Here is a 12,899-nt window from a genome sequence, read left to right as displayed (position 1 = left end):
ATGGATATTTAGATAAAAAAATCCAGTGATAATTCCTAATTAGTTCTGCATCAATCTTACTTCTAGCTCACTGGATCCATTACCAACATTACCCTTATAGCTACTTTAACACAAACTAAAAAATCCACAGTGTAAAAAGTTGAACACTGCGGATTCTGACATTTATTTCCTTTGATAATGCACCATATCATAAGGGTAGTATAAAGTATTTTTTAAACTTGAATCATCTAATTTTAAAATCTTTACGATTGCTCCGCTTTCGTAACTCCAATAACCATTGTAGATATCATTTTTATTTTCATGTGAATCATACCAGCCTGTATCACTATGCCCCTTATACCATTTTCCCTCTAAATATTCTTTCAATTCCTTTACTGATTCTTCTTTATTCTTTGCATTGACCACACGATAAATTGATTTATATGGGTCTACAAAGATAAATTCTGTGGTATTCCCTTCCCAATTTTCATCTTTATAACTAAATAAAAAATCAATCAAATAATCATTCAATTTCTCTTTTTCTACTAACTTTTCTAATTCAATTATATAATCTTTTGAAACATCTAGCATTATCCCAATAGAAAGAACCCACAATAAATCTATATATCTATATTTACCACTCCACCCCTTTTTCATCGCCTCAATTATTTCGGGGTAAAAATCTCTTAGTACTTCCATAGGTCTTCCCATTGAATATAAACAATTAAATTTATCAATACAAATTGATTCAATATATCCATAAGCTCTTTTAATACTACCTAAATCATTTGGTCTTTCATTTTTTACTTTTATTGCTAATTCTTTATACTTTTCTATTCTATTATTCTGTCTATTTAAATAATCCTCGAAATAATCTTCATTTTTTAAAATATCTCTCATTTTATTCTCCTCACTCAATTATTTTCTTCCCAGAAGAATCCAAAATGCTTTTAACCACATTACCATCCTTATCAACATTAATTAGTATATTTTATACATTTTCAGGATTCAAAAGCATTTCTTCTCGAATTTTATCTGCCATTTCTTCTCCAACAGTTGATTCCAAACGTCTAGAACCATCTATCCATGTTTCGCTCATTTGCTTTCCATCTTTTGTATTTGAAAGTTGCGCAGTATTATACTTAGCCTCCGCTATCACATACTTAGGTGGCGGAGATGAATTTTCATATACAGCATCTATTCCCTTAACAATTTTTTGATCTAATGTTAATACACGATCATCACTAATTCTAGTATATGTTTGACTTTCAAAAAAGTCATCCATCTTCATTTCACCATAATTTCCTTTACGCTTCGTTGTTTTTAAAGCTACTTCGCCACTTTCTACTGATTCTATTACCGTACGTTGTTGTGCTCTAGCTGCTTCTAATGTTTGGGCTACTTTTCCAGATTCTTTAGCTATTTCACTAGTTTTACCCGTATCCTTACCACCATCTTTAGACTTCGCAAACTTATAATAAGCTTCTATTAATTCGCCTTGAGGTATTTTGGTTACAATAGTTCCACTAACACTAGAGAATGCATAGGAAGCATTTCTCTTAAATGATTGTAACATTTCAAGGGTAGGCTTCAATTCTTTTGCTAGTTTTTCTGCATTAGCAATTGTACTTATTCCACTTGATGTCTTTGCGATATGACCGATTTTATTTAGCGCCTTTAACTTATTTACTTCTCCTACATAATATATATACTCTGAAATACTCTACTTAATTTACAGAACCATTCGTAAACACAAAAATAGTGGCAGTTGGATTCTCCAAACTACCACTATTTTTAACCTCTTAATTCATTAAATTCCGTATAAATTAGTTTTTCAACGTTACTCATGATACACAATGTTTTAATTTGCTTATTATAGAACTTCCTCTACATCGACACTCTCTATCTTCACTTCATACATATTTGGGATATTTACTTCTTTTGGTACCCATGCATAATAATTTTGATCATTCTCTAGTATAAATTGAACTAATTTTGTTTCTGAAACATTCCAGAAATTTTTAAGATTATCAATGTAGTCTTCTAAATCCTCCTTATAGTCCAATTGTAATATATAATCTCTCACCGTCAGGGCAAACACAATTAAACTTCCTAATAGATTTTTTTGTTCATTTTCTTCTTCATACTCTTGTGGTAAAAACCATACTTGACCTATTCCTATCGATTTTTTGTATTTTTCATAAAACCTACTATCGTCCATATTCTTATAATCATGTATCAATTCATTGATCAATGAATGCCATTTTGGAGGAATAATGTTTTCCAATGCAGGATTATGTTCAATTCCTTCTACTATATCCTCGATTTCTTCTGTCTCATCTTCATAGTGATATTCACTTAGGTCTATATGTTTAAATTTCATTTCATTTTTATAATGTGCCAAATCATATGGATGATGGTTATTATCTTTTAAACTCGTATCATCAAGTTCGAGTATCTTTACTAGTGCAGCTGTCTCAAAGCTCCAGTACCCTACATATCCAGGTTCTTTATGTGCATTTTTCCATTCATAATCATAATGGCCTTTAAACCATTCTTTCTCCATATACGTTTGTAATCTTTTAGACGCTTCTTTTTTATCTGTTTGTGCAAGTTCTATAATCTCTCTCGTTTTTGCATATGGATTTTCTTTAAAATAAACATTCGTCATCTTTGTATACCCAATATCACTAGCACATAAGAGGAAATCAATTACTGCGTCGTTCATATTTTTTATATCAACTATCTTTTTTAATCTTTCCATATTCTTTTTATTCGTTTCTAATAATATTCCTAAGGAAATCATCCAAATTAGACTTAAATATCCAATTTCCCTACTTCCTGTATTCTCTAAATCATAAATTGCATTATGAAAATCTTCTTCTATTACACTAATATCTTCCCCTAAAGAATACTTTGCCCTAATATCCTCCATCTCATATCTAAAATTGGCTAGATATGTCCCTTCTATAATACTCTTATTATCTTTAGAATATCTTTGAATTTCATTTTTAGTATCTTCTTCTAAACTTTTAATATCTTCTCTATTTTCCTCTATAAACTCTTTATTATATTCAATTCCTTCTCTACACTTTTCTTCTATACATAAATAATCTCTCATACCATTCAATTCCTCCTAGCTTCTAAATTATGGCCATTCTCCAACGATGTTACCCTTTGCATCTATCTTAAATGTTTTAACCTTTCCACTACTATCGACTTTTGATAATACTCTTTCTACCTTATCTCTCTCCAACGCTTTCGTAATCTTATCTGCTAATCTTTTATCTCCATCAACAGCTTTCAATATTCTACTTTTTTCAGTCTTCACACCTGTCAACCAATCATCCGACATTTGTCGTCCATCTTTAGTTTTTCCTAATTGTGAACTACCAAATTTAGCTTCATCTATAACGTATTTGATCTTTGATTCTGCATTTGTATTTTCGTATAATCCATCAATTCCTTTTACTATTTTATCATTTATGCCTGATGGTGCACTTTTTCCGACTGGCTTTAAATCAAATCCAGCTTCTTTTAAACTTTGATTATTCAATAAATTGTCACTAGATTTTATTTCACCATAATTACCTTTTTGCTTATTTGTAGCTGTTTTTGCATCAAAATTATCTACAGTTGTATTTTTGTTACTGCTAGGTTTACCCTTACCACCATCTTTAGACTTCGCAAACTTATAATAAGCTTCTATCAATTCACCTTGAGGTATTTTGGTTACAACAGTTCCACCAATACTAGAGAATGCATTGGAGGCCTCTCTCTTAAATGATTGTAAAATTTCAAGCGTAGGCTTCAATTCTTTTGCTAGTTTTACTGCATTAGCAAATGTACTTACTCCACTTGATGCTTTTGCTCCTTTTGTGATATGGCCTACTTTATTTAGTGCCCTATCGCCTAATATTGTGGTAGCTATTTGTGTTAATCCATAGGTAGTCAATTCTGTACGACTCTCTGCATCTCCCTCTATCATATCTCGTTTTATTTTATTTGAAAATGCATGCCACATATTTTTTGCAGTTTCATCCAAATGGAAAAGTGCATAGGTTACATTAATAAAAGTTCCTATGTCCATATTACTTAAAGCTATTGCGGATTCGATTTCATCACCAATAGCTTTCCCCGATCCTCTTTGAATAGCTTCCCACATCTTTTTTGCTGTTTCAAACGTGCCAACTATACTGTCTGCCGCATCGTCCCAAGCATTTCTAACCGGAGATTTCTCCTCAATTATGTTATTTGTTTCTATATCTTTAATTGACTGATCATTTTTTCGGGCTGTTTCTTCTATAATCCCCTGGATAGAACTCACCCAATCCATATTCAACCCTTGTGTACTAAACGTACCACTCACAGGACTAAATCCTTTCCCGCTTTGCACTTCAGAGAGTCCGGCTGTGATGCTAGCGGCTAATTGGAGGGCGGTGCTGTAGTTGTTGCTGGACGAATGATTGAATTCATATAAACGCTCTAGTTTTTCTTCTAGTTTTTTTCTCATTGCAATTAAGACCGCAACAATTGCGTCTACTCCAGGCATTGGTGTAAGTACTTCGATTGCTTCTATACTTGCAATGGATTGATTGATTTCCTGTATTTGTTGTCTTATTTCATGTTCGATAACATCTGTTGAAGCAACTTTCGCTTGAAAATCATTTGGAAATGCTTCGTTTTGGCGAATTAATTCTTCACATAAGCATATGATTCCTTGCGCTAATGGCCGAAATGTTTGGACAAGGTAGGCTTTTGCACTACTGTATGTTTGTCCTTGTAATGCTGTATCTATCGCAAAGGCATCGATAGATTGAATGGCTTGTTCCATACTTTGAATCGTAGCATTACATATAGCGTTCATACTTTGAGTTTGATTTTGTACTTCTCCCAAATACATGTTTAAACTCATGTATTGACCTCCCTTTGTAGTTGCTGCTGTTCATAGGAAAGGTCGTTTTCTTTCTCACTGAGATGCCGTTTTTCTTTAAGCAACGTCTCTTTTTCGTTCTCTAATTCGAATGTAAGTTTTCTTTCATACTGCCTGATCTCTTGCCGCATATTCGTGAACAGGTGAAATACTTCTTTGTCACCATGCCAAGTTGCTAGTATTCTGCTAAATAAACGATTACTTCGATTTTTCCATTCATAGAAACTAGCCTCAGCTTGTTCTTGATTTTGCAGCGCGATTCGGTTTTCATTTTGTTCTTCAAATATACTTCGTAATTTTTGATTACATTGACTGATTCTCGTTTCAAGTTCTTGACTCATCTTTTCTCCCTACCTTTTCCCCTTTACGTAGGCCGTTACATTATTGAAAAGTCTTTTGAAGTCCGGTATCCATTTTCTCAAATTCATTTGCTACAGAATGGATATTATCAATCGTCTGTTGAAAAGCATCGCAAAATTGTTTCGTGATGTGTAAATTTTGCTGATTTGCTTCTTGTGCTTTGAAGTTCACAGATAGTGTAGTAAGCGTTGCCTTATTTATAGAGCGACTAGTAGCACTCTGCATTCTATCTGAAGCATTTCTCATTTTTGTTGCAAGTTGCGTTGCCATATGCAAATTACTTTGAAATTCTCCCATCACTTACCCCCTATACCATTTATTTACAATAAAATTATACCACGGTAGAATATTACAATAAACCGAATGTTCGAATTTAACACGCAATTTACCACTGTTACTGAAGATACGAGCAAATCTTCTATTTCAACATAACTGTATCGAAAATAGATTCTACGAATAAAAAAAAGATGACCTCAGCCATATGCTAAAGTCATCTTTTTCTACCTTATTATTTTACTAACTCTCCATTATAAGCTTTTATATTAAGCGGAGCAGTTAAAAATTGTGGTGCTTTACTAACGAAAGATGTGAAGTGTTCACTCGTATTATGACTCGCAACTGCTGCTTCATCTTTCCATACTTCTACCATCGTATATACATTTTCTTTTTCTGTATCTTTATATAAGTCATAAGATACATTTCCACTTTCTTCTCTAGAACCGTGAATAAGTGGCTGAATTTCTTCTAAAAATGATTGTTGTTTCGCTGGATCTACTTGAAATATTGCGTGAATAATAATCATGGTGTTTCCCCTCTCATATCTCACTTATTTCTTTTAAAATTACTTCCACTCAGCAACTTTTTCAACTGGAAGACGTACTGATTGGTAACCACTGTCAGCAGCTTTTCCGATTGAAATTAACATTACTGGTACGTGACGCTCTTTATCTAATCCGAATGCTTCTGCGATTTGGTCTTTTTCAAATCCTCCAATTGGGCAAGTGTCATAGCCGTGAGCACGAGCTGCTAGCATAAATTGCATAGCTACAAGACCACCGTCAATTAGTACTGTATCTTTCATTACTTCTGGTGTAACCATTGAGAAGTAAGCTGAAAGTTTTTTCATTTGATCTTCTTTTACTTCAGCTGGCATTAAACCACGCTCTACTGCTGTACCGTAAATTTCTTCTGCGTTATCAAAGTTGTTTAAGTCACCGAATACAGCGATCATTGCTGAAGATGTTTCTACTTGAGATTGATTGAATTTCGCAAGTGGCGCAAGTGTTGCTTTCGCTTCGTCACTTTCAATCACTAAAAATCTCCATGGTTGCATGTTTACAGATGATGGTGCAAGTGTTGCTTCTGTAAGAATTTCTGTCATTTCTTCTTTGCTAATTTTCACTGAAGGGTCGTACTTACGAATTGAACGACGTCCTGTTAAAATTTCGTTAAAATCATTTGTTTTTACTGAGTTAGTCATAGTTGTATTCTCCCTTTTTTATAATTCTTTTATATTTTCTTGAATGTGATTTAACATATTTAAAAGATTATCGCGTTCTTCCTCACTTAATCCTTTAAATGCAGATGCTGCAAAACGTTCTTTTTCCTCTTGAAACGCCTGAATTTTATTTCGTCCCTCTTCAGTAAGAGAAACTAACGTAATTCTGTTATCATCTGGATTTTTCCGTCTTACAATCATTCCGTTTGCTTCTAGCTGTTTTAAATGCCTCGTAATCGCGGCATTATCAATATTCACTTCTTGTTGAAGTGCTTTTTGACTAATTTCACCTACTTCATATAACTGAAGTATAAGCTCTAATCGAGACTGGCTCATACCCGTACACCCTTCAAACTTCGAACTTACTTCTTTATTTAGAAAGTGTAATTTATATAAAATAATCGCTTCTTTTGAGCATGAACTTGTCATATTAACCCTCCTTTACATCCAAATCAAAAACGTTTGATGTATCAATAGTTGATATGTCAATTAATATAATCTATATCGATTAAGAATGCAAGCATTTTGTTTTCGTTTTTATTTTTCCAAATTAAGGCGCTTAGTAGCGTTACAAAAAATGTAAATTAAATTATAATAGTAATAATTTAAATGACTGGAGAGTGATTGTAATGCGGCAATACACAAATAGAAATGAGGAAATGAAAATGGAAAATGAAATGAGGATATTTATATATGACAACAATAAATATAGGGATTGTCGCGCACGTAGACGCTGGCAAGACGAGTTTGACTGAGCGTATTCTTTATGAAACGAATGTGATTAATGAAGTTGGCCGAGTTGATAGCGGAAGTACTCAAACTGACTCAATGGAATTAGAAAGGCAGCGCGGAATTACGATTAAAGCATCTGTCATTTCTTTTTTTATTGATGATATAAAAGTAAATGTCATTGATACACCTGGACACGCTGATTTTATCGCTGAAGTGGAGCGATCATTCCGCGTTTTAGACGGTGCGATTTTAGTTATCTCTGCCGTTGAAGGTGTGCAAGCACAAACAAAGATTTTAATGCGAACATTACAGAAACTAAACATACCTACTATTTTATTCGTTAATAAAATTGATCGTAGTGGTGCAAATACTGAAAAAGTTATGAAACAAATAAAAGAAATTCTTTCAAATGAAGCATTCCCCTTCTATTCTGTCCAAAACGAAGGAACAAAGGAAGCTCGTATTATTGAATATAAATCATATGACGATTGTATAGAGCGATTAGCGCCATATAACGAATCATTGCTTACATCATATGTAAATAATGAAATAATACCGGACGCATTATTAAGAAAAGAGCTAGAACAACAAATACAGCAAGCAAATGTGTATCCAGTCTTTTTCGGATCAGCCATGACAGGCATGGGCGTACCTGAACTACTTGAAAATATTTCAGCCTTACTTCCAGCTAATAATTCGTCTCAAGATGAAGAATTATCCGGTGTTGTTTTTAAAATTGAACGTGAATCTTCCGGAGAAAAGATTGCTTATGTAAGACTTTTTTCAGGTAGCTTACACGTTAGAAAATATGTGGATATACAGCGGAGTAAGTCTCTACCACATAAGGAAAAGATTAAAAAAATGTGCATATTTCATAATGGAGATGCGGTTCAAACTTCTACCGTTCCAAGCGGTGAATTTTGTAAAGTGTGGGGACTAAGTGATATAAAAATTGGTGATATTATCGGTGAACGAACGGATTATATAAAAGACATTCACTTTGCCGAACCACAAATGGAAGCTGCTATTGATGCGGTGCCTACGGAACGAATTCATGATTTGTACGCTGCACTTATGGAACTATGTGAAGAAGATCCACTCATTAAAGTGTGGAAAGACGATGTTCATAATGAACTATACATTCGCCTTTTCGGTGAGGTGCAAAAAGAAGTGATTGAAACCACACTTTATGAGAAATATAATTTGCAGGTTACTTTTTCAAATACGCGAGTTGTATGTATTGAGAAACCATTTGGCATAGGTAATAGCATGGAAGTAATGAGTGAAAAAGCGAATCCATTTTACGCAACAATTGGCTTTAAAATTGAACGTGGTGAACTTAACTCTGGCATAACGTATAACTTAGGTGTTGAGCTTGGTTCATTGCCTTTAGCATTTCATAAAGCAATTGAAGATACAGTATTTCAAACGTTAAAACAAGGTTTATACGGTTGGGAAGTTACGGACATTTCCGTCACACTTACACATACTGGTTATGCTAGTCCTGTTACAACAGCGAGTGACTTTAGAAACTTAACACCGCTCGTTTTAATGGATGCTTTAAAACAAGCTGCAACATATGTATATGAACCAGTTAATGCGTTTGAATTAACTGTACCGGAGCAGGCAATTAGTACCGCAATGTATAAGCTCGCTGCCATTCCAGCAACTTTTGCAGAGCCTATATTATATAATGATTCTTACCAATTAACAGGATCATTACCTGTGGCGAAAACAGAGAATTTTAAACGAATGCTCCATTCATTTACAGAAGGAGAAGGCATCTTTACAACAAAACCAGGTGGTTTTACAAAACTGAAGGAGCCCTTTCCTACTCGAAAACGTGTTGATTATAATCCGCTGAACCGGAAAGATTATTTGCTTCATGTGTTGAAGGCTTATTAAAGTAAAAGAGGTGCAATTCGCACCTCTTTTGCATGTATTGATAAGTTAGTTTTCCCTAACAACTTCTTTAAGTTTTTCTATTATTTTCGCTATTGCTTCAATTGAATTTTCGGTTTCATATTCCCCAACATTTACAGAATGATTTGCATTTTTGACAACTTCAATCTGTAAATTCGTTTTATGTAACTGATCAATTTGACCTGCATCGTATTGGTGATCTTTATCCCCAATTACTAAAAGCCCTTCGTGACGACTATGTAAGATTGAATCAAAAATCGTATCAAACGTCAGTAATGGTGTCATTAATATCATTTTTGACTGTAAAAACTCTTCTCTCTTCATTACATCATTTGCAATCGGAATTGTTCCGAGTGATTTCCCTAAAAACATCGATTTGCTGTATTGTTCATTTTTCAACACTTCATTTATTACTGGATTAATATCATCCATCATTACTTTCGTTACTTCTTCCATCGGTTTATTCATTAATTGTCCATCATAAGAATAATGAATTTGTACGACATCAATTTTATGTTCAAGCATTAACATCGTTGCATAATAAAATAACGGTTTATCGTAATTGTACCCTGAACCTGAGAACATAAAGCAAACCGTACTAGAACCTTTTTCGATATGTGTATAATGAATTGCTTTGTCATTTATATGTATCTCTTTTTTAGTCCCCTTCACCGTTTTCCCCTCCGAATACATTTAATCTTGTAATACGATATGTTCTGTATGTACTGCTATATCCTTTACTTTTTCTTTTATAAACGCGGGCTGTAAATTATATGCCTCTAACTCTTCTACTGGCACCCACTTAAACAAATACGTTCTATCCTCTTCTTCCAAAATATATTGATCCGCTCCATTTGCAGGTAACTCATGTAGCTCTACTTCATAATAGAAACTAATTTCATGAAACTTTCGCTCAGAAAGTGTGAAGAAATTTTCTACCGACCATATTAATCTCTTTCCTTTCATAGGAACACCTAATTCTTCTGCAAGCTCTCGTTTTAACGCGTCTTCACTATTTTCTAACATTTTCACTCGACCGCCCGGTACGTACCAATAATCTTCACCATCGCCTTGCAGAATGAGTATTTTATTATCATGTTTACAAATTGCTCCGACGCGGTAATTAAAACATGTTTCCTCAACTTTAAACGTAAGATCCATCCGTAATGCCCCCTTATATACGAAATATCAAATTATTACAAAACAATTATGTATGTACAAATAAGATTACTAAATTCACTCGCTTCATTCAATAATTTTCGAATTTTCCAAACTATTTCTCTCATCATTACTAGTGTATATACATATGTTACAATCACATTGCACACTAGAAAAACATGATGGAGGTACGAATGGAAACGTTATTAATCCAGCAAACTGAGAAATCAAATAAGTTTTGGAAAATCGTTGTGAAAGAAAAAGACTACGTTGTGTTTTACGGAAAGATTGGCACAGCTGGTAGTGTAAAAGCGAAAGAATTTGAAACAGAAGAAGAATGTATGAAAGAAGCTAACAAACTAATTGCTTCCAAACGTAAAAAGGGATATACAGACCCATGCCCTGGGGAAGATTACATAAAAGAAAAAACGATAACAGAAGAAGAATTTTGGGAACTACTTAGTCGTGCAAAAACGAAAGGTGAAGACCAAGAAGAACAAATAGAATGGCTTACTTCTCATCTCGCTAAGCGTACAGTACATGAAATTGTTGCTTTTGATACGCATATGCATCGTATTTTGAAAGATTCCTATACCTCCCGTTTATGGGCAGCCGCTTATATTATTATGGATGGCTGTTCAGATGATACTTTTGATTACTTCCGTGGATGGTTATTATATCAAGGAAAAGAGACATACGAAGCTTGTATTGAAGATCCAGAACAGTTAATACCTGTATTAGAAAATTTAAGTGAGTATGATGTTCCAGAGATTGAAGAATTTACTCTTTATTTCGGGCAAGATGTATACATGGAGAAGACTGGGGATGAAGATGATACATACTTTACACTATACCATGTCTTAACAAATGCAGAGTTTGAGGAAGTTGATATCGAGTTAGATTGGAATGAAGATGACGAAGAAGGTTTGAAGAAGATGTTTCCTAAGCTATGGGAGATGTATGGGGAAGAACCGATTGAGTGGTAGATTCATATTAGGACTCTGTTTAACCAATAAACAGAGTCCTTTTTTCACAAGATTCTTATTTAAACTCTCTTTATTTCATACCACTTATCCAATAACATCTTTTCTCTTTCCCCTGAAATACCAGCTTTTAATTCCCATTCGTCCATACTCTTCATCCACACATACACATCTGTAACTGTATGTTCTAACCTTCTAAAAGTAAGCCCTTCTTTAACAGCACTTTCAATACTAATTGAAAATCCACCTTTCCACGGCTTCGTTTCACCTTCTAATACAAAAGTTTCTGGAAGCCATAAAGGCATTTCCGTCCAAGGCTGCACTTTATGTTCATTCATAAACGATTCATCGCCCCAAACAAATTCAGCATCACTATTCGTAACCTTTTTACACGTATTTAATAGTTCTTCCATCGTTAATTCATAATTTGGACCTGTAACATTGAATATACCTGCTTTATTGTTTTCTGCCATGTTTAGTCCCCAGTTTGCAACGTCTTTTATATCAACTATCTGCACTGGACGGTCTTTTCTTCCTGGAACTAACACTTTACCTCCTTTTGCTACACGCTGAATCCAGTATGGAAGTCGATCTGTATAATCAAACATTCCTGAAAGAAGTCCTGCTCTTACGTGTAAAACACGCCCCGGCCAATACTTCTCTGCTTCTTTTTCACATAATACTTTCAGTGCACCATAATGCTCATAAGGAGATATTTCACCATTCTCTACAGCCTTTATTTGCTCTTCCGTTGGTTCAGGTTGTAATATATAGTCTTCTTTTATGTCATGCAGAATCCAATCTTTATATACGGAAAGGCTTGAGATGAATATATAGTGTTCAATATTATCTTTAAGTACTTCTCCAACATTTCTAATGTGATGCGGAGAAAACCCACATGTATCCACGACAACATCCCATTTTCGATTTTCTAAACTTGATACATCACCATTTCTGTCACCGATAAGCTGCTCCACTTCAGGAAAAATTCCTTTGTTTGTTCCGCGGTTAAATAATGTAACTTCATGCCCTCTCTGTAAAGCCTCTTCTACGAAAGCTCTGCCTAAAAATCGTGTACCGCCTAGTATTAGAATTTTCATGGTTCTCCCCCATTCGTGATAAAAAATCTATTCTTTTGTTTAACGATTTTTTGTTGTGAAAAGTTACGGGGAATAATTTAATTTTTTCTACAAGTTCAATATATGTAATTTCGACACTTTTTCTATCTTAAAAACAATAATATGGAAATATTCATTCTGTCGATTTCTATTTCATATATAATTAAAATATCGGATATTCGATTAACCACTTATACATACTTAGGCAGGTGAAA

13 protein-coding genes and 1 pseudogene are annotated in these 12,899 nt (G+C 34.0%); 2 read left to right on the top strand and 12 right to left on the bottom strand.

Annotated elements, in window-relative coordinates; genetic code table 11:
* Positions 1–162: 162 nt before the first annotated feature.
* The 9 genes and pseudogenes from EUC40_RS11755 to EUC40_RS11715 form a co-directional block, all read right to left on the bottom strand.
* Complete coding sequence (locus EUC40_RS11755; protein WP_098711495.1) at positions 163–879, bottom strand: PoNe immunity protein domain-containing protein; 717 nt, start codon at positions 877–879, stop codon at positions 163–165.
* A gap of 10 nt (positions 880–889) precedes the next feature.
* A pseudogene (locus EUC40_RS11750) lies at positions 890–1,657 on the bottom strand (cytoplasmic protein); the annotation flags it as partial.
* 195 nt (positions 1,658–1,852) lie between these two features.
* Positions 1,853–3,100, bottom strand: coding sequence for a PoNi-like cognate immunity protein (locus tag EUC40_RS11745; RefSeq protein WP_156575279.1), 1,248 nt, complete (start codon positions 3,098–3,100; stop codon positions 1,853–1,855).
* A gap of 27 nt (positions 3,101–3,127) precedes the next feature.
* Positions 3,128–4,894: a T7SS effector LXG polymorphic toxin gene (locus EUC40_RS11740; protein ID WP_156575277.1), complete on the bottom strand. Its 1,767-nt coding sequence runs from the start codon at positions 4,892–4,894 to the stop codon at positions 3,128–3,130.
* A complete protein-coding gene (locus tag EUC40_RS11735) occupies positions 4,891–5,253 on the bottom strand; it encodes a DUF3958 family protein (protein WP_156575273.1) in 363 nt (120 codons plus the stop codon). The genes EUC40_RS11740 and EUC40_RS11735 overlap by 4 nt, the downstream gene beginning before the upstream one ends.
* A 40-nt stretch (positions 5,254–5,293) precedes the next feature.
* On the bottom strand, positions 5,294–5,569 hold the full coding sequence (locus tag EUC40_RS11730) for a TIGR04197 family type VII secretion effector (RefSeq protein ID WP_071711786.1): 276 nt from the start codon (positions 5,567–5,569) through the stop codon (positions 5,294–5,296).
* Between the two features lie 211 nt (positions 5,570–5,780).
* Positions 5,781–6,074, bottom strand: a complete 294-nt coding sequence (locus tag EUC40_RS11725) for a putative quinol monooxygenase (RefSeq protein ID WP_071711785.1) — start codon at positions 6,072–6,074, stop codon at positions 5,781–5,783.
* A gap of 39 nt (positions 6,075–6,113) precedes the next feature.
* Positions 6,114–6,752, bottom strand: coding sequence for a nitroreductase family protein (locus EUC40_RS11720; protein ID WP_071714177.1), 639 nt, complete (start codon positions 6,750–6,752; stop codon positions 6,114–6,116).
* Between the two features lie 18 nt (positions 6,753–6,770).
* Complete coding sequence (locus EUC40_RS11715) at positions 6,771–7,199, bottom strand: MarR family winged helix-turn-helix transcriptional regulator (RefSeq protein ID WP_000204180.1); 429 nt, start codon at positions 7,197–7,199, stop codon at positions 6,771–6,773.
* A 264-nt stretch (positions 7,200–7,463) separates the two neighbouring features.
* Here EUC40_RS11715 and EUC40_RS11710 point away from each other — a divergent pair, with 264 nt between their 5' ends.
* The gene (locus tag EUC40_RS11710) at positions 7,464–9,407 is read left to right on the top strand and encodes an elongation factor G (RefSeq protein ID WP_156575271.1); all 1,944 of its coding nucleotides are present in this window, start codon (positions 7,464–7,466) and stop codon (positions 9,405–9,407) included.
* A 45-nt stretch (positions 9,408–9,452) separates the two neighbouring features.
* On the opposite strand, the gene EUC40_RS11705 is transcribed toward EUC40_RS11710, so the two are convergent.
* Together EUC40_RS11705 and EUC40_RS11700 are read right to left on the bottom strand one after the other, a co-directional pair.
* Positions 9,453–10,118: an alpha/beta hydrolase gene (locus EUC40_RS11705; RefSeq protein ID WP_156575269.1), complete on the bottom strand. Its 666-nt coding sequence runs from the start codon at positions 10,116–10,118 to the stop codon at positions 9,453–9,455.
* On the bottom strand, positions 10,119–10,586 hold the full coding sequence (locus EUC40_RS11700; protein WP_156575267.1) for an NUDIX hydrolase: 468 nt from the start codon (positions 10,584–10,586) through the stop codon (positions 10,119–10,121).
* 191 nt (positions 10,587–10,777) lie between these two features.
* On the opposite strand from EUC40_RS11700, the gene EUC40_RS11695 reads away from it, so the two are divergent.
* Positions 10,778–11,569 carry a DUF4240 domain-containing protein gene (locus tag EUC40_RS11695; protein ID WP_156575265.1) on the top strand — a complete coding sequence of 264 codons (792 nt, stop codon included), beginning with the start codon at positions 10,778–10,780 and terminating at the stop codon, positions 11,567–11,569.
* A 59-nt stretch (positions 11,570–11,628) separates the two neighbouring features.
* Here EUC40_RS11695 and EUC40_RS11690 read toward each other — a convergent pair whose 3' ends face one another.
* Positions 11,629–12,666, bottom strand: coding sequence for an SDR family oxidoreductase (locus tag EUC40_RS11690; RefSeq protein ID WP_156575263.1), 1,038 nt, complete (start codon positions 12,664–12,666; stop codon positions 11,629–11,631).
* Between the last annotated feature and the right edge of the window lie 233 nt (positions 12,667–12,899).

Source organism: Bacillus luti, assembly GCF_009739945.1.
Taxonomy (GTDB): Bacteria; Bacillota; Bacilli; order Bacillales; family Bacillaceae_G; genus Bacillus_A; species Bacillus_A luti.
Note: the sequence above shows the minus strand (reverse complement) of the source record. Positions and strands in the feature narration are given on the sequence as shown.